The 20,503-nt window shown below is 61.7% G+C and carries 26 protein-coding genes and 1 pseudogene; 10 read left to right on the forward strand and 17 right to left on the reverse strand.

Going from position 1 to position 20,503, the window contains the following annotated elements; genetic code table 11:
- Window positions 1–93 precede the first annotated feature (93 nt).
- Window positions 94–846, reverse strand: a complete 753-nt coding sequence (locus tag LH19_RS11630) for a Crp/Fnr family transcriptional regulator (RefSeq protein ID WP_054728071.1) — start codon at window positions 844–846, stop codon at window positions 94–96.
- Between the two features lie 286 nt (window positions 847–1,132).
- On the opposite strand from LH19_RS11630, the gene LH19_RS11635 reads away from it, so the two are divergent.
- Window positions 1,133–1,495, forward strand: a complete 363-nt coding sequence (locus LH19_RS11635; RefSeq protein ID WP_054728072.1) for a response regulator — start codon at window positions 1,133–1,135, stop codon at window positions 1,493–1,495.
- A gap of 387 nt (window positions 1,496–1,882) precedes the next feature.
- Here the strand turns inward: LH19_RS11635 and LH19_RS11640 are convergent, their stop codons facing one another.
- The 4 genes from LH19_RS11640 to LH19_RS11650 form a co-directional block, all read right to left on the reverse strand.
- The gene (locus LH19_RS11640; RefSeq protein ID WP_054733430.1) at window positions 1,883–2,158 is read right to left on the reverse strand and encodes an HU family DNA-binding protein; all 276 of its coding nucleotides are present in this window, start codon (window positions 2,156–2,158) and stop codon (window positions 1,883–1,885) included.
- An 80-nt stretch (window positions 2,159–2,238) separates the two neighbouring features.
- Window positions 2,239–2,403 carry a hypothetical protein gene (locus LH19_RS28655; protein WP_156344035.1) on the reverse strand — a complete coding sequence of 55 codons (165 nt, stop codon included), beginning with the start codon at window positions 2,401–2,403 and terminating at the stop codon, window positions 2,239–2,241.
- Window positions 2,403–3,332, reverse strand: coding sequence for a HEPN domain-containing protein (locus tag LH19_RS11645; RefSeq protein WP_054728074.1), 930 nt, complete (start codon window positions 3,330–3,332; stop codon window positions 2,403–2,405). Before LH19_RS11645 ends, LH19_RS28655 begins: the two co-directional genes overlap by 1 nt.
- Before the next feature lie 80 nt (window positions 3,333–3,412).
- Window positions 3,413–3,736: a DUF736 domain-containing protein gene (locus LH19_RS11650; protein WP_054728076.1), complete on the reverse strand. Its 324-nt coding sequence runs from the start codon at window positions 3,734–3,736 to the stop codon at window positions 3,413–3,415.
- Between the two features lie 502 nt (window positions 3,737–4,238).
- Here LH19_RS11650 and LH19_RS28660 point away from each other — a divergent pair.
- Complete coding sequence (locus LH19_RS28660; RefSeq protein ID WP_158514407.1) at window positions 4,239–4,415, forward strand: hypothetical protein; 177 nt, start codon at window positions 4,239–4,241, stop codon at window positions 4,413–4,415.
- 146 nt (window positions 4,416–4,561) lie between these two features.
- Here the strand turns inward: LH19_RS28660 and LH19_RS11660 are convergent, their stop codons facing one another.
- From LH19_RS11660 to LH19_RS11680, 5 genes are all read right to left on the reverse strand, one after another.
- Complete coding sequence (locus LH19_RS11660; RefSeq protein WP_054728081.1) at window positions 4,562–5,191, reverse strand: tyrosine-type recombinase/integrase; 630 nt, start codon at window positions 5,189–5,191, stop codon at window positions 4,562–4,564.
- Between the two features lie 301 nt (window positions 5,192–5,492).
- A complete protein-coding gene (locus LH19_RS11665) occupies window positions 5,493–5,762 on the reverse strand; it encodes a hypothetical protein (protein WP_054728083.1) in 270 nt (89 codons plus the stop codon).
- A gap of 32 nt (window positions 5,763–5,794) precedes the next feature.
- The gene (locus tag LH19_RS11670; RefSeq protein WP_054728085.1) at window positions 5,795–6,028 is read right to left on the reverse strand and encodes a hypothetical protein; all 234 of its coding nucleotides are present in this window, start codon (window positions 6,026–6,028) and stop codon (window positions 5,795–5,797) included.
- Entirely contained in the window at window positions 6,018–6,344 is a 327-nt protein-coding gene (locus LH19_RS11675) for a DUF2384 domain-containing protein (protein WP_145923389.1), read from the reverse strand. The genes LH19_RS11670 and LH19_RS11675 overlap by 11 nt, the downstream gene beginning before the upstream one ends.
- A complete protein-coding gene (locus tag LH19_RS11680) occupies window positions 6,310–6,909 on the reverse strand; it encodes a hypothetical protein (protein WP_145923388.1) in 600 nt (199 codons plus the stop codon). The genes LH19_RS11675 and LH19_RS11680 overlap by 35 nt, the downstream gene beginning before the upstream one ends.
- A 407-nt stretch (window positions 6,910–7,316) precedes the next feature.
- On the opposite strand from LH19_RS11680, the gene LH19_RS11685 reads away from it, so the two are divergent.
- From LH19_RS11685 to arsH, 7 genes are all read left to right on the forward strand, one after another.
- The gene (locus tag LH19_RS11685; protein ID WP_054728090.1) at window positions 7,317–7,523 is read left to right on the forward strand and encodes a cold-shock protein; all 207 of its coding nucleotides are present in this window, start codon (window positions 7,317–7,319) and stop codon (window positions 7,521–7,523) included.
- Window positions 7,524–7,531: 8 nt separating this feature from the next.
- A complete protein-coding gene (gene infA / locus LH19_RS11690; RefSeq protein ID WP_054728094.1) occupies window positions 7,532–7,786 on the forward strand; it encodes a translation initiation factor IF-1 in 255 nt (84 codons plus the stop codon).
- Window positions 7,787–7,966: 180 nt separating this feature from the next.
- Window positions 7,967–8,179, forward strand: a complete 213-nt coding sequence (locus LH19_RS11695) for a hypothetical protein (protein ID WP_054728096.1) — start codon at window positions 7,967–7,969, stop codon at window positions 8,177–8,179.
- Window positions 8,180–8,538: 359 nt separating this feature from the next.
- On the forward strand, window positions 8,539–8,868 hold the full coding sequence (locus LH19_RS11700; protein ID WP_054728098.1) for an ArsR/SmtB family transcription factor: 330 nt from the start codon (window positions 8,539–8,541) through the stop codon (window positions 8,866–8,868).
- A gap of 13 nt (window positions 8,869–8,881) precedes the next feature.
- Window positions 8,882–9,310 (forward strand): arsenate reductase (glutaredoxin), encoded by a 429-nt coding sequence (arsC, locus tag LH19_RS11705; protein WP_054728100.1) that lies wholly within the window; start codon window positions 8,882–8,884, stop codon window positions 9,308–9,310.
- Between the two features lie 10 nt (window positions 9,311–9,320).
- A complete protein-coding gene (gene arsB / locus LH19_RS11710; RefSeq protein ID WP_054728102.1) occupies window positions 9,321–10,385 on the forward strand; it encodes an ACR3 family arsenite efflux transporter in 1,065 nt (354 codons plus the stop codon).
- Window positions 10,386–10,390: 5 nt separating this feature from the next.
- Window positions 10,391–11,149 (forward strand): arsenical resistance protein ArsH, encoded by a 759-nt coding sequence (gene arsH, locus LH19_RS11715; protein WP_054728104.1) that lies wholly within the window; start codon window positions 10,391–10,393, stop codon window positions 11,147–11,149.
- A gap of 110 nt (window positions 11,150–11,259) precedes the next feature.
- On the opposite strand, the gene LH19_RS11720 is transcribed toward arsH, so the two are convergent.
- The 5 genes and pseudogenes from LH19_RS11720 to LH19_RS11745 form a co-directional block, all read right to left on the reverse strand.
- On the reverse strand, window positions 11,260–12,057 hold the full coding sequence (locus LH19_RS11720; RefSeq protein WP_054728106.1) for an SDR family NAD(P)-dependent oxidoreductase: 798 nt from the start codon (window positions 12,055–12,057) through the stop codon (window positions 11,260–11,262).
- On the reverse strand, window positions 12,054–12,833 hold the full coding sequence (locus tag LH19_RS11725; protein WP_054728108.1) for an SDR family NAD(P)-dependent oxidoreductase: 780 nt from the start codon (window positions 12,831–12,833) through the stop codon (window positions 12,054–12,056). Before LH19_RS11725 ends, LH19_RS11720 begins: the two co-directional genes overlap by 4 nt.
- 38 nt (window positions 12,834–12,871) lie before the next feature.
- A pseudogene (locus LH19_RS11730) lies at window positions 12,872–13,198 on the reverse strand (phosphotransferase family protein); the annotation flags it as partial.
- A 43-nt stretch (window positions 13,199–13,241) separates the two neighbouring features.
- Window positions 13,242–14,419 (reverse strand): IS3-like element ISSpma1 family transposase gene (locus LH19_RS11735; RefSeq protein ID WP_145923348.1). Its coding sequence is split into 2 segments (ribosomal slippage): window positions 13,242–14,155 and window positions 14,155–14,419, totalling 1,179 coding nucleotides; the frame shifts between segments, so codons are not numbered across the junction.
- A gap of 483 nt (window positions 14,420–14,902) precedes the next feature.
- Complete coding sequence (locus tag LH19_RS11745) at window positions 14,903–16,117, reverse strand: IS256-like element ISSpma2 family transposase (RefSeq protein WP_006954973.1); 1,215 nt, start codon at window positions 16,115–16,117, stop codon at window positions 14,903–14,905.
- A gap of 327 nt (window positions 16,118–16,444) precedes the next feature.
- Here LH19_RS11745 and LH19_RS11750 point away from each other — a divergent pair, with 327 nt between their 5' ends.
- Window positions 16,445–17,083: a hypothetical protein gene (locus tag LH19_RS11750; protein ID WP_145923387.1), complete on the forward strand. Its 639-nt coding sequence runs from the start codon at window positions 16,445–16,447 to the stop codon at window positions 17,081–17,083.
- Between the two features lie 263 nt (window positions 17,084–17,346).
- Here the strand turns inward: LH19_RS11750 and LH19_RS11755 are convergent.
- Together LH19_RS11755 and LH19_RS11765 are read right to left on the reverse strand one after the other, a co-directional pair.
- Window positions 17,347–18,524, reverse strand: a protein-coding gene (locus tag LH19_RS11755) for an IS3-like element ISSpma1 family transposase (RefSeq protein ID WP_145923348.1) whose coding sequence is annotated in 2 segments (ribosomal slippage) — window positions 17,347–18,260 and window positions 18,260–18,524 — 1,179 coding nt in all. Because the reading frame shifts where the segments join, the coding sequence is not laid out codon by codon here.
- Window positions 18,525–18,584: 60 nt separating this feature from the next.
- Entirely contained in the window at window positions 18,585–20,354 is a 1,770-nt protein-coding gene (locus LH19_RS11765; protein ID WP_082395608.1) for an alkaline phosphatase D family protein, read from the reverse strand.
- Between the last annotated feature and the right edge of the window lie 149 nt (window positions 20,355–20,503).

Here is a 20,503-nt window from a genome sequence, read left to right on the forward strand (position 1 = left end):
TGCGGGAAATGCCGGAACCACAGAAAGCCGATCTAGGGTGGAGCCGCAGCCGTCGCGGGCAGACTAGCATGGAGACCACACGGCTCCTACAACCTAGTTTGGCTTTTCGGAATCAATGCCGAGATAGGCCGGATCGAAAACCGCGCGGCGCGCCAATGCGCCGAAGTCCGAAATCGCGAGCCTTCGCTGCTGCACCGCGGCCCCATATTCGGCCTGAAACTCGCGCAGGATGCGGTTCACATGGACCGAGGTCATGCCGAGCGCTTCGCCGAGCTGTCCCTGCGTGACCGGAAAATCGACCTCGCCGCGGTCGACATCGCCGCCCTGCAAGACGTATAATTCACAAAGCAGATGGGCGAGACGCTCGCGCCCCGACCTGATTCCGACATTCACCAGCCATTCGCGCTGGATCGCCGCCGAGATCGTGTCGGCGTCGATCAGCGCGGCACCGAGGCCGCGGCATCGGTCGAGCAGTTCCTCGAGGCCGTCGCGCGTCAGGGCGGCGGCGCGGAGGTTGCCGATCGCGGTGGCGGTGTGGCCATGCACGCGGCGGCGAAGGAGGTCGATATCACAGACCTGTCCGGGCAGGCAGAAGCCCAGAAGCTGGCGCCGACCGTCGGGAAGTTGCCGGTATTTCTGGACCCAGCCTTCGAGAATGACATGGAGCGCGCCCGGCGGCTCGCCTTCGACGGCGAGCTCCTCACCCTTGCGCCAGGAGCGCTCGCCCCGGCTGAGGGCGGTTTCCCAGAGATGGCGGTCGCCATTCTCGAGGCGGTTTGCAATAAATATCGACGATCTCGCTGCCGCGGTCGGTCGCGGCCCCGGCGGAAACCAGTTCTCCAGCATCGTCCGTTCAGGCTCCCTTGATGTTCCTTCCTCATTTGCCGGCGACGCGAGCGGCGCGGTTGCCGCGTTGCAAGCCGGATCGCGGCTTTCACGCCCTGCGTAAAAAATCGTTCCCGTGAAAATCCGCTACCAGACATCGCCCAAGCCGCGCGCATGCGGCACGGCTCGCAACTCCTTGAGGTTTTGCAGGTTCTTCCAATCTTGCCGCCCGAGGAACCATAACCCATCGACTGCACCGGTGACCGCGCGCACAGCGCCACCGTAACGACATCGACAGAGTAGACGCATGCTGACATCCATCCTGATCGTCGAGGACGACCCGCTCGTAGCCATCATGCTCGAAGGATATCTCGATGCGCTCGGCTATGAGATCGCAGCCTGCTGCGAAACCGTCGCCGCCGCATTGGCCCATATCGACCCCGAACAGATCGACGCCGCGATCGTCGACGTCCATCTCGCCGATGGCGAGCTCGCCGGCCCCGTGGTCGAAGCGCTCCGCACCGCGGGCATCCCCTTCCTCGTGACGACGGGCGGCCACAATGTCGTCTCCGATCCCCGTTTCGATGGCGCCGCCATGCTCACCAAGCCGTTCAGCCTCGCCGACCTCGAGGCCGGGCTCGCGCGGCTGGCCGGCGCTACCGCAGACTGATTTTCGCAAGCGGGCGGAACTTTCACGCCTGCCGTTCCTTTTTCCAGGGAAGGTCCGCCCGGATTCATCCCCCCCCTCGATACCGGGCGGCCCTTCCCTCCTCCCGGTCAATTCCAAAGAGAGAAGATGCGCTCTGGCCGAGCCCGCAGCGGCGCGGCGTGCGCGCGAACGGCGCGGGCCGCCGCAGCGCAAGCGGAGGCTGGGCGGCGCGGAGCGCCGGCTGCCCGCGGCGGACGCGCGCGCCCGCGCCGCAAGGAGTGCGAGGCCAGTGCGCCCGCGCGGCCCCGCATCGGCGCGACCCCTGACCGAGCCTCGCGAGGTTAGAGCGCGCTCATCAGATTGCCGCGCTCATGTCCCCGCCGGCCACGCCGGCGGGGAGCCGGAGGCTCAGCCGTTGAGGCGATCCTTGACGGCCTTGGCGGCCGAGAAGCCGAGCTTTTTCTTGGCAGCGATCTGCATGGTCTCGCCGGTCGAAGGGTTGCGGCCCTCACGCGCGGCCGAGGTCGACACCTTGAACTTGCCGAAGCCGCTGATCGACACTTCTTCGCCGCTGGCAGCGGCATCGGTAATCGCGGCGATCACGGCGTCGACGGCCTTCTTGCCCTCGGCCTTCGAAAGTCCCAGCGAGGTTGCAACGCGATCCGAAAGTTCGGCCTGATTCATATAAATATCTCCTGAGACGGCCGGGCCCACCCCGGCCGGCCAGGCGCTATAGGCGGCGCCGCGAAGCGCCGCCAGCCGCATCATTGCGCCACGGCGGCGCGCACGACCTCGAGCGACTTCTCGAGCTCCTCGGACCGATAGCCGCCCTCCTCCGCCCCGCGATCGAAGAGACCGCGGTCCTCGTCGATCAGAACGAGGATGCGCAGCGCGGCGAAGAGCTCGGCGGCGCTCGGCGGCCCCGCCATCAGCCGGCACTCCGCGCGGTGGCGGCAAGCTGCGCGATGCGCTCGCGGCAGATGGTCTCGACGATCCCGGCCAGAACCGACACGCGCTCACCGAGCCAGGCCAGCTCTTCCCCGGAGATGCGATAATGTTTCGAGTAGCGCGCCTTCACATAGGCATCCTTCAGCTTCTCGAAGCGTGCGCGATCGGCCTTGGTCTCGCTCGGCCATGCGTCGAACAGGCGATCATCGATGCGCTCGGCCTGCGTGCGCAGAAATGCGAGATTGTGGACGTGCGGAGTGTAAAAGGTACAAACCAGCAGCGCGCAGTGGTAGTAGCTTTCGACCGCTTGATGATATTCAAATGCAGCGTGCTTGAGCAGGCCTTCGGCAGTTGCGAACTCGGCCAGCTTCTGGCGACCGTGCGCCGACGGAAGCCACTCCTCGAAATACTCCTGCGCCAGTTCCAGCGCAGCATGCGGCGTCTTCGGCTGCGGCTCGGGCAGATCGTCATCGATCGCCTGGTAGAGCGCGATTCCGTCGCGCGCGACGTCCATGAAGAAATAGCGCCCTTCGGCGAGCCCGCGGTTCACTTCGTCGGTGCTATGGACGATGAAGTTGACCGGGGTGCGCACCAACTTCGTCATGGTGAGCTCGCGGATCAGCCGGTCGTCGAGCTTCGACCAATATTCGACCCGGTCGGTCAGGCGTTTATCGTTGACGATGATGAGCAGGTCGTAGTCCGACTGATAGCCCTTGGCGGTGTGCGGCTCGTCGACCCAGCCGCCGCGCGCATAGCTGCCGTACAAGATCACCTTCGAGATGCGCCCCTTGCGCTTCCAGTCCTGCGTCGCGAGTGCCAGCGCATCCTCGAATTCCTCGAAAATGATTTGCACGACGCGGCCGAGTTCGCGTTGCTTTGCGGCCGGAAGATGTTCGATACTGCTGCGCATTGCCGTCACCCTAACAAGCTGATGCAAGGCTTGCACCCGGATTGTCGTCAGTCCGGATGCAAAACCGAGCGATCGCAATCTCAGTCCATCGGGTTCCAGATGATGGCGTAGCAGTCGGGATTGTCCTGCCCCGCCGCCCGGCCGAGGTTTGCGTAAAGCCGGCGTTGGCCGAACTCGGGTGCCTCAAACGCAAGCGACACATAGGTCTCTCCGGACAGCCGTCCGACGCGCAGCCAGCCCGCGCCGACGTCGACGTCGTCGGACCAGATGCGATAGTCAGGCTGGACGCGGACGTCCTTTCCACGGTTCGGACGAATTTCAATTCTCGCCTTGATCGACAAGGTCCGGATTTCTCCGACAAAGCCTTTTTCGAATGTGCCGCAGACCATGCCGATCGCGCCCATGATGTATCTCCTGCCGCTGCGGGCCATTCCCGCGCCGACAGGCAGGCCGCGACGCCTGCTGCGCGCCCGCACCGACAGGCCGCAGCGCAGCGGAGGATGGGCGAAGCCCATTGCGGGCGCGCTGCGCCGTGGCAGGACGGAGGCCGGGGTGGCTGCAGCAAGCAGAAGGGGCGCGATCAAAGGGACCGCAAACAAAATGGCGCCCGCCTGACGAAATGCCGGACGGGCGCCAGTTATGAAGAATTCGTCCTCGACGAGGATGAACCCCTCTGGGTCGCACGGCGCCGCTAGATGATCAGGGCGGGCGCGGATTGTATGGAAACGCCAAATCGCGACATCGTCGGACCGAGGCTGACCGCTGCCCTGCGGAGCGATGATGTCCCTCCAGTAGAAGGAAGCGACCAGTTGCCGCAGCCCGTGCTATTCTCACGGAATGAGTCATGCCCTGGAACGAGTCGCTCGCGCGTTATGTAAACTGGACGGTCATCCGGCGGGGGCAACGATGGACGGTAAGCCGCTATGGCAAGACTATTTGCCCGAAGCGAGAGCCGCCCTCATGGCGCTGCGTGAGCCGGATGCCACGATGATCGATGCAGCTCGTCAAAAGGCTGCCGAAAACATCAAGCTTGATTTTGCCGAAATCCATCGAGCTGTAATCGACGCGGCTCTTTTGGAGTGATAATGCCAGGTCATCGTTCAATGTCCCGCGCTGCCTTTTGGAAAGTGGCCGTTTGGAGACTGACCGCTTTTAGGGGTCAAACAAAGAGAGCGGACGTTCCGTCACGAGCTAGAACGCTCGCTCTCTAGGATACCGCAATTTGCTGGTTAGACTTCGATGCCTTCCGCGAGGGTCAATGCATCTTCAACATCGACGCCGAGGTATCGCACCGTATTTTCAATCTTGGTGTGCCCGAGCAGAATCTGCACCGCACGCAAATTCCCGGTCGCCTTGTAAATGATCGACGCCTTTGTTCTGCGCAACGAATGAGTCCCATAGTCTTCGCTTCGGAGTCCAACCGCGGTGACCCATTCGTCAACGAGCCGAGCATACTGTCGCGTGCTCATATGCGCCGAGTGATCGATGCGGCTCGGGAACGCATAGTCCTCGATCGATCCACCGCGCCGCTCAAGCCATGCCAAGAGGCTTCCACGAGCATCCGACATGATCTCGAACTGAACTGGCCGACCGGTCTTCTGCTGAATCACCATCGCCCGTGTTCTCAACTCACCGCCGGTGACAAGGTCGCCGATCCTGATCTTCACCAGATCGCAGCCTCTCAGTTTGCTGTCGATCGCAAGATCGAAAAGTGCCCTGTCTCGAAGCCGATGCTCTCGATCCAGGTGAAAGCGAATAGCCCAAATCTGCCGTGGTTTTAACGGCCGCTTTGCGCCAACCTTTCGACCGGCATTCCACGCCGGTCGTGGAGGTAAATAGTCGAATTCTGACCTACCCATGATCGTTCTCCTGTGGCCAAAATGGCCAAAAAGGGAAACGCATGGATCAAGCCGGTTGGCCGCTTGCAGCCAGCCAGCTTTGGGGCCCCAAACAGCGAGAGCGGACGTTCGGACTGCCCACGCGTTCACTCCAGTTCATGTGATGCGTTCGCTGTCGGTCAGACTTCAATTCCCTCGGCCACATGGCCGACGGAAAAACGTTCGATCGATGCGTTCGATCGATACACAAGTCCTGATTCAAGCCTCGCTGTTTCCCGTTTCCGCCGTTGAACCGGTATGGGCCGAAACTGAAATTCCAGACCTAAAAACGGGGCAGCGAGAGCAAGGCAACGGGCGGAAAAGCCCCGCTTTTTATGGTCAGGTAATAGCGCCGCGACGAACCTTGCTCCCTGGCGATCACATCAATCTGCTCATTCTGAAACCACACCCAGAAGCGATGCGTCCCCGCGTTGATCCAGTCGACGATCTGATCGGCGAGAAACAGGCTCTCGCCTACCTTCACCGCGGCGATATGATGGGTCCGGCCATTACCGGTACCTTCGCGGACGGCGATAATCTCATAGTCGGCCATATCGTGACGTCCGATCCTCTTGCGCGGGCCAGCTAGTAGCGAACCGGAACGATGCGGATCCGGTCGATAGCGCCAGGGGACGCTCGCGACCGGGCGATGGCAGCGGCGCGAAGCTCATCGAGAGCGATGACTTCATAGCCGTTTTCGTCGGGCTGCATGGGAAGATCGGTTTCGACGACGAGAATGACCTTTCGCGCAAGGCCGTCGATCTCCCACTCGAACCAGCAGCGGACGATGTGACTGGCACCTGCTCGATCATCCTCCATGCGGCGCATCCCGGACAAGGGATCGTGCGCGAAGCTCGCGCTCGACGCTGGCATAGCCGGCGTCGCTTCGCGTCGCGACCGCGATGGGACGCCCGCTCAGAATGGTGTCTTCGGTGTTGAGAAAGTCGAGCGCCGCGTCGCGTCCGCCAAGCAGTTGGAACGCGAGCGCGCTGATCGCGCCCTGCCGCTGCGCATCCTCCGGCGCAAGGGGTATGACCTTGCGATTTCGCCGAAACGGGTTTGTACGCGCGCGCGCCGAAGCGGTACGCGGCTTATCCTGCTCAGACGTCATTGGCTTGTCTTCCTTCGGCTCCACTGCTGGAGTCTTGGCGCCGGAGCGCGGCACGCGCGTCGTCGATATTCGAATATCGGAATGGCCCGACCCGGAATTGGTCCACATATGTGTGGACGATGCCTGCTTCCGATAGCGACCGGAATGGCTGGAGGTGCACCGCATCGGCTGGATGCAAATTGGGCAAGGCGGGCAATCTGGCCGCAAGCGCGGCCAAGCTGTCCTCGTCGAGACCAAGCGCGCGGTAGATGTCGCGTCCGATAACCCAGATATCCTCCTGGACCGCGGCAAGCCGGCCGACAACGTCCTCCAGACCGAAGGCGGCCCTTTCCTCCTCGGTCATCGCCAGCGCCTCGTTGACGAGCAACTCGGCAATCAGCGTGTCGCCAAGGAAAACCGGATAGTCGGTTGCCGGCTCGGAAACCGGAGGGTCAGCCTTCGGACCAACATGTTCCGGCGCGATAACCGCTGCAAAGCCGTCCGCCAGGCCACGGCGCTCGCGATACTCGTTGATCCGCTTCGCATAATAGCGGGGCAGATCGAAGTTCGGAAGCAAGTGACCGTCGCGCCGGGCCTGGCTCACCGCCATGAGCGCCATCTGGTGATGATAGAGAAGTTGGTTTAGATCCATATCTGCTCCCTTTTGCGGGAGCGCGATCGTCTCTCAGTCACCGGCATGCAGTGCCAAACCGGCGATAGCCTCATGTGGGCGTCCCGATGCTGCATTACAAGCCATATGCATGTCTAAATGTCCCGATCGAACCTCAGGCGCCTGGGCGAGCATCGACTTCCTGCTCTCGGCCGACTATTTGTCGACAAACTGAAAGCCAAGGAATTCCTTGATTTTTTGAGATCGCTGCCTTATATGCAGATCGCTAACGTCGCCTGCGACGGAAATTTGATGCCCCCGCGGGGGTCGCTTCTTCCCTTCTCACGCTTCCAGCTCTGCCGGTGCTTTTGCCGGCGGATACCCTGTTTTCGTGAAAGGAAACATCCATGCCGATCGGCAACGTCAAATTCTTCAACAGCGACAAGGGCTATGGCTTCATCGCAGCCGCGGATGGCTCGGGCGACAGCTTCGTCCACATCACCGCCGTCGAGCGCGCCGGGATGGCGACGCTGAACAAGGACCAGCGCCTCAGCTACGACCTTGAGACCGGCCGTGACGGCAAGGTTTCGGCCGTAAATCTCGAAACGGCCTGACGCGTCGGGTGGCCAAGGAAGAGCTCCTCACCTTCGACGGGATGATCGACGAGATTCTGCCCGACGGGCGCTTTCGCGTCGAACTCGAAAATGGCCACCGGCTCATTGCCTACACCGCCGGACGGATGCGGCGTTTCCGCATCCGCTCGGTGGTGGGCGATGCCGTGCGCGTCGAAATGACGCCCTATGATCTGACCAAGGGCCGCATCGTCTATCGCGATCGCGGCCCCGGCAATCCGGGCGCCGCAGGCAAGCGGCGCTGACACTAATATTCAAGAAGACCAACATGTTTCAGAGTAATATCTACCCCGGCCTTACAGGCCTTTCACAGGCAGGGAGGCCGATACGCCTCCGCCCGCAGGCTCGGCGCTCGCCGACGTTATCGCGCCGCGAACTCCGCCGTCTCATCGCCGACATGATCGACTGATCGAAAGGACCTCACCGTGGCCGCTACAGCAACAAGCGTTCATTATCGCGAGCAGGCGGAACGGTGCGAGGCCGAAGCCGCTGCAGCCGAGCTGACGCAGGTGCGTGATCGCAGCCTGCGCTCGGCCGCGGCCTGGCATGCCATGGCGGTTCGCCAGCTGAAGTCCGAAAAGGCGCGAGCCGAAAGAGACCATCTCGCGAACGAGGTGCGCAAGCAATGCCTCGCATGATCGATGGTTCGGCAACGCCATCCTAACGCTTCGGATTGCAGCTCCGAATATCTAGCCGGGAGATCTTGATGTACACACCAATGTCTTCGGGTGGCAAAAAAGGTCCCACCAAGCGGAGGCCAGGCCGGCCGGCGACCGAAGCACCACCCCATCCCGATCCAACACGGCGTCTTCCGGATCCCATCGGGCAGAAGAATGGCTACACACCAAAGCCTACCCTCCAATAGTTGTTCCATATCGTCGGTAGCCGGGCGAACTCTCCTATATTGCCCGAGCCGAGTTACCGGCCAGCCTGCCCGACCTATCGGATATTTCCGATATGAATTGACGAACACTAATGCATCGGATAATTCCGATGCATGAACATCGGTTCCGCACTTCCTGCTCTTGCCGCCCTCTCCCACCCCACGCGTCTCGAGGCCTTTCGCCTGCTCGTCCGGCATGAGCCGGAAGGCCTGTCGACCGGCAAGCTTGTTGACGCATCGGGTCTTACGCAGAGCACCTTCTCGACGCATCTCGCGGTGCTGGCCAAGGCAGGCCTCGTCCAATCCGAGAAGCGAGGCCGGCTGCAGATACAGCGAGCGGATATCGACACGCTCCGGGAGCTGATGCTCTTCCTTGCGAAGGACTGTTGCCAGGGCCGCCCCGAGCTATGCGAACCGCTGCTCGCCGACCTCGCCTGCTGCTGAAGGAACCGGCGCCGTGATCGACATCATCATCTACCATAATCCCGACTGCGGCACCTCGCGCAACACGCTCGCGCTGATCCGGAACGCGGGGATCGAGCCGCACGTCGTCGAATATCTGAAGACACCGCCTTCGCGTGCCTTGCTCGAGCAATTGATCGAGCGCGCCGGGATCACACCGCGCGAGCTGCTCCGCGAGAAAGGCACGCCCTATGCGGAGTTCGGTCTCGGCGACGAAAGCCTTACCGACCGCGCGCTCGTCGATGCAATGATGGCGCATCCGATCCTCATCAACCGCCCGCTCGTCGTGTCGCCGCTCGGCGTCAAGCTCTGCCGTCCCTCCGAAGCCGTGCTCGACATCCTGCCGGCACGGCAACTCGGTGCCTTTGCCAAGGAAGATGGCGAACAGGTCGTCGACGCCGGCGGCAATCGCGTTCAGGCCTGAGGACAGCATCATGACTGCGGCAAAGCGCGAACGCCTGTCCTTCCTCGATCGCTACCTGACGCTCTGGATATTCCTCGCGATGGCGCTTGGCGTTGTCTTGGGGTCGCTCTTCAAGGACCTGCCCGCCGCGATCGACGCCATGTCCGTCGGAACGACGAACATCCCGATTGCGATCGGCCTCATCCTGATGATGTATCCGCCGCTAGCCCGCGTGCGCTACGACGAACTGCCGCGCGTGTTCGAGGACAAGCGTGTTCTGGCGATCTCGCTGATCCAGAACTGGATCATCGGGCCGGTGCTGATGTTCGCGCTTGCGGTGACCTTCCTTGCGGACAAACCCGAATATATGACCGGCCTGATCCTGATCGGCCTCGCGCGCTGCATCGCCATGGTGATCGTGTGGAACCAGCTCGCCAAGGGCGACAATCAATATGTCGCGGCGCTCGTCGCCTTCAATTCGATCTTCCAGATTCTCTTCTTCAGCATCTACGCTTGGCTCTTCCTCACCGTCCTCCCGCCGCTGTTCGACCTCGAAGGCAGCGTCATCAACGTGAGCTTCTGGACGATCGCCGAAGCAGTGCTCATCTATCTCGGCATCCCCTTCCTCGCGGGATATCTCACGCGCCGATTCCTCGCCCGCACCAAGGGCGACGAATGGTACGAGACGCGCTTCCTGCCGAAGATCGGCCCGATTACATTGGTCGCGCTCCTCTTCACCATTGTCGCGATGTTCAGTCTCAAGGGCGGCGAAATCCTTACCATTCCCGGCGATGTCATCCGGATCGCAATCCCGCTCGCCATCTACTTCGTGGTGCAGTTCCTCATCAGCTTCTGGATGGGCAAGCTTATCGAGGCCGACTATCCGCGCACGACCGCGGTCGCTTTCACCGCCGCGGGCAATAACTTCGAGCTGGCAATTGCGGTCGCGATCGCCGCCTTCGGGCTCGCCTCGCCCGTGGCCTTTGCGGCAGTCATCGGCCCGCTGGTCGAAGTGCCCGTCCTCATCCTGCTTGTCGGCGTCGCCTTCCGCCTTGGACGCCGCTGGTTCCCCACTACTGTTCCTTCACAAGCCTGAGTATCATGACAGAACTGACCTATACGCGCCTCCGCTCGCTAGCCCATCCCGACCACCTCCCCGCCCTGAATGGAGAGTATGTCCGCACGCAGCCGGCGCTCGGCCTCGGACCGCTCGATCCCGCACCGCGCATCCTGTTGCTCTACGGCAGTTTGCGCGAGCGCTCCTATTCGCGGCTCGTCGTCGAAGAGACAGCACGCCTGCTCCAACTCTTCGGCTGCGAGACGAGGATATTCGACCCGTCCGACCTTCCCCTTCCCGACCTGATTGCCGACGACGACCATCCTGCCGTGGAGGAACTTCGCCAACACTCTCTCTGGTCGGAAGGCCAGGTCTGGTGCAGCCCCGAACGCCACGGTCAGATCACGGGCATCATGAAGGCTCAGGTCGACCATCTTCCCCTTGCCTACAAGGGGCTGCGCCCCACGCAGGGCCGCACACTCGCGGTGATGCAGGTCTCGGCGGGATCGCAGTCGTTCAACAGCGTCAACACGCTGCGCATCCTCGGCCGCTGGATGCGGATGATCACCATCCCCAACCAGTCCAGCGTCGCCAAGGCGTACGCTGAGTTCGACGAGGCTGGGCGCATGCTGCCGTCGAGCTACTACGACCGGATCGTCGACGTCGCCGAGGAGCTTTTCCGCTTCACCGTCCTCACGCGCAGCCATGCCGACCAGCTCGTCGACCGCTATTCAGAACGCAAGGACCGGAAGGAGCCTGTCGTGACGCCGGCAGAACTGGCTGCAATTCCGGGAACGCGCTGATAGGTTCTGGCCGGTTGCGGACTGTCCGCTCATGATCGCACATTCCGGGAAACGGACATTCAACCGCGCTATTCAAAGCGCATTTCGCTTTTCCACGTACTGTATCAACTTCAAAATCTCGCCTCGCCCAGACGGCGCGGACCGGAGAAGGGCAGAGACGAGCAGAGCCCTCCATCGACCGGCAGCGCTTGTCCATTGATGTAACTTGCTTCGTCCGATGCCAAAAATGCGATTGCCCGAGCGATTTCGTCCGGCGCGCCTCCCCGGCGTAGCGGGTTCAACTGTCCGATGGCTTCTTCCCGGCCTCGCGCGCGGGCTTGTTGGTAAACGTCGTGCGTCATTCCGGTCTCGATGAGTCCGGGACAAACGGCATTCACTCTTATTCCGGTCCCGCCAAGCTGCTGGGCCGCAGTTTGAACGAGATTGATAACCCCCGCCTTGGAAGCCGAATAGGCCGCCCCCCCTGCCCCCGCCCGCAATCCCGCAACCGACGCTGTACAGATTATCACACCGCCCCGCCCGGCATCGACCATAGCGCGTGCCGTATGTTTGATTGCAAGGAACGCGCCGATCAGGTTGACCCGCAACACCTCTTCCCAGTCCCGCTGGGTCTGGTCGAATATACCTGCCATGCCGCCGCTAATACCGGCGTTGGCCACCGCGACATCAAGCGCCCCGAATTCCTCGAGCGCCTTTTGGACCATGTCGGCAACCCGCTGCTCGTTTCCGGCATCGCCGCACATCGTCAACATGTCGGGGTAGCTATCGGCCGTTTCCACCAATCCATCCCCGATGTCTGTCGCCAGGACTTTCGCACCTTCGCCGGCGAAGAGGCGTGCGGTCGCGCGGCCGATGCCGGACCCCGCTCCCGTGACCAGCACCGATCGCGTCGCAAAGCGCCCGCTCATAATCCGCCACCCCGAACCAGGACGCCGCCGTCGATGATGATGGTCTGCCCGGTCACATGGCCGCTGGCCCGCGACGCAAGAAAGACGGCCGCGCCGGCAATGTCGGCCGGTTCGCCGATCCGGCCAAGCGGCGTCGCACGACGAAGCGCCGCTTCTGTTTCCGGATTCTCATAAAGAGCCTTGGCAAAATCCGTCCGGATCACGCCAGGAGCGATCGCGTTGATGCGGATTCCCTGCCCGCCAAGTTCCACCGCGAGGTTACGGACCAGCTGCATATCCGCCGCTTTGGAGATATTATAGGCGCCGATCGTGTCAGAACCGACAAAACCGCCAATCGACGACACGATGACGATGGCGCCGCCGCCCGCACGTGCCATGTCGGGGCTGACCATCGAGGCCAGCCAGTGATTGGCGAGAACATTATTCTCGAACACCTTGCGGAACTGCTCGTCGCTGATCGCCGCCATCGGTCCGTAAAAAGGGTTGGAAGCCGCATTGCAGACGAGGATGTCGATGGCTCCCCAATGCGACCGCACCGCAGAGATCATTTCCTCCAACGCGAACTTGCTCGATATGCTTGCTGCCACGGCCAGCGCGCGGTTGCCCCCAGAGCGGGCATTGATCGCATCCGCCACCTCGTCACATGCCGTTTGGTTGCGGCTCGAAATCACCACACGTGCGCCAGCGTCCACATAGGCTTCGGCGATCGCTCGGCCGATCCCACGCGATGAACCCGTGACCAACGCCACTTTGCCCTCAAGGCTGAACAAATCCATCCTTCGCATCTCCCGGTCATGAAAATAATCGCCGTGCGCTAGCGCGCGCCGGCATGTAGGGCCTGCTCCCAGGCAAGCGCCGCCAGGTCAGGGAACCTCCGGGCGCGATCCCGCGCCTGTGCCGATGCGGCCGTACCGCGGATGACGCGGCCCTTGATGCCGTGCAGGATGGCCGCGATGCGAAAGAAACCGAAGGCCACATAATAGTCATAATGCGGCATTCCCGGCAGGCCGCGCCGCATGCAATAGCGCTCAAGATATAGCTGCTCTTCGGGCAATCCAAGCCCGCGCACATCCCGCCCGGCGAGTCCTGCGACGATGTCCCGCGGCATCCGGTACATGATCGCATGATAGGCGAAATCCGCGCTGGCATTTGGTCTGCCCCCACCGAGTGGACCGATTGGTTTGTTAGTGCATTAAGCTCATCGCCGCCATATCCGGACGGAGGTGGAGCGAAGCGGAACCGGAGGCCGGATATGGCGGTGTCGCCGTTTCCGGTGCCGGTGGCCGGTAGCCCAAGCTGCTATGCGGGCGGACGGTGTTGTAATGCCGCCGCCATGCCTCGATCAGCACCCTGGCCTCGGCGAGGCTGTAGAAGATCTCGCCATTGAGCAGTTCGTCGCGAAGCGACCCGTTGAAGCTTTCGTTATAGCCATTTTCCCATGGTGATCCCGGCGCGATATAGAGGGTCTTTACGCCGATCTGCCCCAGCCATTTCTGGACGGCGGTCGCGATAAACTCGCTACCATTATCGGATCGTATATGCGCTGGCGGCCCACGCGAGATGAACAGGTCGGCCAGGGCCGCCAGAACATCCTCATGCTTGAGTTGCCGTGCAACGATGAGCGCCAGGCATTCCCTGCTGGCCTCGTCGATGATCGTGAGGATGCGGAACTTGCGACCGTCATGCGTCCGCCCCTCGACGAAATCGTAGGCCCAGACATGCCCCGGATATTCGGGGCGTAGCCGGATGCACGATCCGTCATTGAGCCATAGACGCCCGCGCTTTGGCTGGCGCTGCGGGACTTTCAGTCCTTCACGCCGCCATATCCGCTCGACACGTTTATGGTTCACCGTCCATCCCGCATGGCACAGCAACGCCGTGACCCGGCGGTAGCCGTAACGACCATATTGCTTCGCCAATGCAATGATGTCCTCGGTCAGTGCCTGTTCGTCATCCGCCCCGCGCGGCATCTTGCGCTGCGTCGATCGATGCTGACCCAGCACCCGGCATATCCGTCGCTCGGATACCCGGACTGGCAGATCCCGTCGTACCTGATCGATGCAGCGCCGCCGCCGCGCGGGGCTCAGAAGTTTCCCCGTGCAGCCTCCTGCAAGATCAGCTTGTCCAAGGTCAGGTCCGAGATCGCCCGGCGCAGCCGCTGGTTCTCCTTCTCCAGATCCTTCATCCGCCGCGCCTGGTCGGTCTTCAGGCCGCCATACTCCTTGCGCCACCGATAATAGGTCTGCTCGCTGACCGCGATCCGGCGACAGGCTTCAGCCGTGCTCGCTCCCTGCGCCAGCACAATCTCAACTTCACGCAGCTTGCCGATGATCTCTTCCGGCTTGTGCTTCTTGCTCGGCATTCAATGTCCCTTTCATGGTCCAGACTATCATAGTCTCTGGGCCACTCAGCGGGGGGCAGATCAGTGCCGAGCCTCGCCAGCCTTTTCTATTGAGATCAACCTAGCTTAATTGTTGGAAAGACCTAATGCACTTATTATGGTCGGAACATGAGTGAACAAAATGACCCTACCGGCACACTGGCCCCGGCTACGCGCGTGGCTAGAGTGATTGCAAGCACGACCTATCCTATCGTATCCGCATGGGAGTTCGAATTTCTAAAGGTGGAAGAGATCATCCAGGAGCGATGGGACAAATCCACGCTCTATCTCGTGGTCCAACGTCCTCTAACCTATTTCGACAACGTGACTTTCGGAGAATATTATATCAACTTCCAAATCGCTGACGGGGTGTCTCCTCCTCTGTCATGCCGGATCAATTTAGTCGCGAACGAAAGGTCGCGTCCGTCAAGGTGGTGTAATTTCGGCTGTGGCCGTGGGCCATCGTCAGGCGGCTTTGGCGGTGATGTGTAGGGGCTGATTTTCCTCCTCGATCATGGGTTGGTTGAGTTCGGCCATGCCTTCGATCTGCATGTATCGGTGCTGGAGCTGCCACTCGTCGTTCTGCTCCATCAGCACAGCCCCGACGAGGCGGATGATGCTGTCTTCGTTCGGGAAGATTCCGACGACGTCGGCGCGGCGCTTGACCTCCTTGTTGAGCCGCTCGAGCGGATTGGTTGAGTGTAACTTCGTGCGGTGCTGGGTGGGAAAGCCGGTGTAGGCGAGCACGTCGGTTTCGGCCTCGTCCATGCAGGCGCCGAGCTTGGGCCAACGGGTGCGCAACTGGTCGGCGACCTGTCGCCAGACCTGCGTTGCGCTTTTCTGATCGGGCTGCAGGAAGACCTGGCGGATCGCGGCGGCGACGACAGTGTTCTGGCCCTTGGGCACATAGGACAGGGCATTGCGCATGAAGTGCACCCGGCAGCGCTGCCAGGTGGCGCCCATGACGCGGGTGATCGCGCCCTTGAGGCCCTCGTGAGCATCGGAGATGACCAGCTTCACGCCGGTAAGACCGCGCCGAACAAGGTCCTTCAGGAAGTCGGACCAGAAGACCTCCGCTTCCGAGGGGCCGATATGCAGGCCGACGATCTCGCGCCGGCCCTCGGTGTTGACGGCCATGGCGATTATTGCGGCAACGCTGATGATCCGCCCGCCTTCGCGTACCTTGAGATAGGTGGCATCGAGCCAGAGATACGGCCATTCGCCGGTGAGCGGGCGTTTCAGAAAGGCATGGACGCGCTCGTCAATGTCCTTGCAAAGCTTGGAGACGGTGGACTTGGAGATGCCGGTCATGCCCATGGCCTGGACGAGTTCATCGACCCGCCGGGTGCTGACCCCGCCGATCCACGCTTCCTGGATCACCGCAACCAGCGCTTTCTCGACCATCTTGCGGGGCTCAAGGAAGCCCGGAAAGTAGGACCCAGCACGCAGCTTGGGGATTTTCAGGTTCAGCGTGCCTACCCGGGTATCCAGCGAACGGTCGCGATAGCCGTTGCGCCAGGTCGCGCGCTCGCTGCTGCGTTCGTGGCGACCCGCGCCGATCAGGCCATCAACGTCGGCCTCCATGATCAGCTGCAGCACGTTCTCGGCGATGGTGCGCAAAAAATCCGGTTGGCCGCCCTTCGCAGCAAGCTCTTCGATCAGTAATCTGTCCTCGGTCATCGGGAACTCCTCTTCGTCACGGTTGAAGTGTGCAAACTCCACCATAACGATGAACCCGGTGGCCACCAGCGACGCCGCATTCCGGGGTGGGGCATGCCCCACCCCGGAATACACCATCGCCTACACCGGAAATTACACCACGAGCGCGGACGCTAACCGAACGAAATCTGTCAGGACGGCGAGATAGTCCAAATAAGCGCTGGCTGGCATTCAGGAGAAGCGGGAAACGTCCAACCCCTCCGCAATGTCGGCGCCCTCAAGATCTATCGTGAAAATGGGAGTTTTGTCCTTTGGTGGAGCCCACAAAAAATCCTGTACGAGATGCTCGTGAACAATCTCATTGTGGAAATTGCGGATGATGGCAATCCGCTCACATTCTTGGATTTTAAGGTTCACTACATCGGAAAAAGTTTCTCCCAAAAGGTATGGAAACGCCTGACCGGTCACACAAAGATGCAAAAAATCCTCACGGTGGAGCGCGAGATCGGATCTTCTCCTGATGCACGCTCGCGTTTCGAGATTTCGTTGATCATATTGCGGGTCGCGGGCTTGACGGACGTTCCAATCGTCGGCGCTATTGATGAGAACCCTCTCGTTGGACCGAACCCGATCGTTCAGATGATCGACTACTCTGATGAAGCCTCCTTCGATCGTTTTCTTCATCAATCTCCGGTTCAACTTGGCGACGAATGCTTGACGCGCGAAGTCGAAGCGCTGCTCATCAACCGTTTCCGACCGGATCACAACGAGATCAAATATTCAAAGTACCCAAATATTGCCGGCGGTATGCGGTCAAATGGGTACAGCCAAACTGGGCTAACGATCGAACGCCTTCCGGCCATTTTGTACACGGATTATCAGCCCGCTACCTCACTTGCTGATGTGCATCCCGACTATAAATTTCCAGATGAGCCCGCACCTCAAATTCCATTGGTTCAGATGCTTCTCGGCACTATCGAGGAATAGAAGCCCGGCGAGTGGCAGCGTGAATCTGAAAATAACAGGGGCCCTGCCAGTGCCACTCACCGCTGCGTCTGGCCGATCACGGACGGGCTGCTTTTGGGCGATAATCGCGAAGAGCAGACCAAATTCGCCAATCAGTCTGCTACGGCAAATAGCGACCGGTTACGGACGTTAAACGGCGTTTTGTGATGACCGCGTTTACTGACCGGGGTTTTGCCTGCTCGCCTTATAGTGGTCTGCCCCCACCGAGTGGACCGATTGGTTTGTTAGTGCATTAAGCTCATCGCCGCCATATCCGGACGGAGGTGGAGCGAAGCGGAACCGGAGGCCGGATATGGCGGTGTCGCCGTTTCCGGTGCCGGTGGCCGGTAGCCCAAGCTGCTATGCGGGCGGACGGTGTTGTAATGCCGCCGCCATGCCTCGATCAGCACCCTGGCCTCGGCGAGGCTGTAGAAGATCTCGCCATTGAGCAGTTCGTCGCGAAGCGACCCGTTGAAGCTTTCGTTATAGCCATTTTCCCATGGTGATCCCGGCGCGATATAGAGGGTCTTTACGCCGATCTGCCCCAGCCATTTCTGGACGGCGGTCGCGATAAACTCGCTACCATTATCGGATCGTATATGCGCTGGCGGCCCACGCGAGATGAACAGGTCGGCCAGGGCCGCCAGAACATCCTCATGCTTGAGTTGCCGTGCAACGATGAGCGCCAGGCATTCCCTGCTGGCCTCGTCGATGATCGTGAGGATGCGGAACTTGCGACCGTCATGCGTCCGCCCCTCGACGAAATCGTAGGCCCAGACATGCCCCGGATATTCGGGGCGTAGCCGGATGCACGATCCGTCATTGAGCCATAGACGCCCGCGCTTTGGCTGGCGCTGCGGGACTTTCAGTCCTTCACGCCGCCATATCCGCTCGACACGTTTATGGTTCACCGTCCATCCCGCATGGCACAGCAACGCCGTGACCCGGCGGTAGCCGTAACGACCATATTGCTTCGCCAATGCAATGATGTCCTCGGTCAGTGCCTGTTCGTCATCCGCCCCGCGCGGCATCTTGCGCTGCGTCGATCGATGCTGACCCAGCACCCGGCATATCCGTCGCTCGGATACCCGGACTGGCAGATCCCGTCGTACCTGATCGATGCAGCGCCGCCGCCGCGCGGGGCTCAGAAGTTTCCCCGTGCAGCCTCCTGCAAGATCAGCTTGTCCAAGGTCAGGTCCGAGATCGCCCGGCGCAGCCGCTGGTTCTCCTTCTCCAGATCCTTCATCCGCCGCGCCTGGTCGGTCTTCAGGCCGCCATACTCCTTGCGCCACCGATAATAGGTCTGCTCGCTGACCGCGATCCGGCGACAGGCTTCAGCCGTGCTCGCTCCCTGCGCCAGCACAATCTCAACTTCACGCAGCTTGCCGATGATCTCTTCCGGCTTGTGCTTCTTGCTCGGCATTCAATGTCCCTTTCATGGTCCAGACTATCATAGTCTCTGGGCCACTCAGCGGGGGGCAGATCAATATTCGAGCGCCGCGCGCACCCCGCGCTTGATCGTCAGGTTGATCGTATGCTCGGGCGCGGCGCCCGCCCGCTTGCGGACGAAGAGCGGCAGCAGGGGAGAATCCTTCCAATATTCGGCGGCTTCGCCAAGGCCGGGCGCGGATATCGAACCGGTGATGAAGCTGAGCCCGACCGGCGCGAATCCGGCGGGCGGCAGAGCAGGTGCGGCATAGCCGGCCCAGAAGCTGTGGCGATCGCCCGAGACGGTGACAAAGCCCGACAGCTTGTTGTCGCGCACCATATCGTAGATCTCGGCACGTTCGGCAAAGGCACCGCTCAAATCGCCGCCGCCGAAGGTCCCATAATCTCGGCCCGGCCACTTCCCTTCGACCAGCCCGGCGGGAAGGTTCTGCGGATCGGTGCGCATGTCGAGCGGGCCGTTGGTCGCGCCCCAGATTTTCCAGGTTGCGGTCGATCGGGTCAGCCGCTCCTTCAGCCACGCCTTCTGCTCGCGGCCAAGCGCGGTGTATGCACCCTCATCCTTGCGATAATTGGGGATACTCTTTTCGCCGATCGCGATCGTCGCAGGCGGCTTGCCGCCGGCATAATCCTTTCCGCCGTCGACGATCTCCATCCACTCCTGCGGGACAACCGGATACTCGCCCGAATCGAGCGCCGCCGCCTCCGGCCGGTCGGTCGGGTCCGCTGCCTTGTAGCTGTGGAGGTCGGTCAGGATCAGATCGACATGCTTGCCATAGCGCAGCGCGCGGTACGCCGTCATGCTGCCGACCGCCGCGCGGTTGTTGGCTTCGGTACCAAAGCCGTGATCATCGAATGTGTCGATCGGCGCCTTTTCGACCGCGGGCGGATCGAACTGCTCCAGCCCGGCGCCCGACGCCTTGCGGACGCGCGAGGGAATATATTCCCACCACGCCTGATTGGCGGCGACGCGCAGCGGCTGCGCCGGCTCGATCTCACCGCCGAATTTGGTGAAGCTCTGCCAGCCCTGCCACGAGAATTCGTGATTGTCGCCGATGCAAACGAATGGAAAATGCGCGCGGGCGTCCTGAATGTCCGGATCGTCGATATGCGCCCGATAAACGTGGCGATATCCGGCGAGATTGGTCGGCACGTAGAAATTGCCGACCTTGCGCGCGTCGGGGATATGGCCGAGATCGTAGACGGTGCGCGAATAGCGGTTCGGAGTTTCCTCGGGATATTCGACCACCTCATAGATGAAATCGCCGAGATGGAGGACGAAGCCGAGCTTGCGGTCGGCGGCCGCGCGCTCGTCCTCCCAGATCATCCGGCGATAGGCGTTTTGCGCACCTTCGTTGACGCTGTTGCACGACACAAAGGCGAAACGAACCGGGCGTGTATCGTCGGCGCGCGGGGCGGTAAGGGTGCGCCCGACCCGGCTGCCCGCGCCGCCGTCGTCGGTGAAACGGTACCAATAGGCGGTCGCTGGCAAGAGCCCGCCGACCAGCGCACGGCACGTCCAGTCGGCCGCCGCCAGCACCGGTGCGCGCGCAGCGGCGACGACGCTGCGGAAGTCGGGGTCCAGCGCCACTTCCACCGTCAGTTCATGTCGTTCGCCCCGGTCAAAGGGCCTCCGGGTCCAAAGGACGATGCTGTGTTCGTCGGGGTCGCCCGACGCGACGCCCTGAGGGAAAAGGTCGCGATCTTCCTTCCATGCAATGCGCGAAGGCGCGGCGGACGATCGCGACGCCCAGATGCCGCTGATCCCGATCAAAGCCGCGCCCGCCAGAAACTGCCGCCGGTCCATCGCTCACCCCCAATCCCGACCAAGGTCGATTTCGTGCCGCAAGGCATGAGCCGCGATGACCATGCACGAAAGGACAAGCACACAAGCGCCGGTAACTTTTCGACGAAACGCCGATCAGGTGCGGCTCGGCCGTTGCAACAGCCGATGCG

This window comes from Sphingopyxis macrogoltabida, from assembly GCF_001314325.1.
In the GTDB taxonomy this organism is placed as follows: domain Bacteria; phylum Pseudomonadota; class Alphaproteobacteria; order Sphingomonadales; family Sphingomonadaceae; genus Sphingopyxis; species Sphingopyxis macrogoltabida.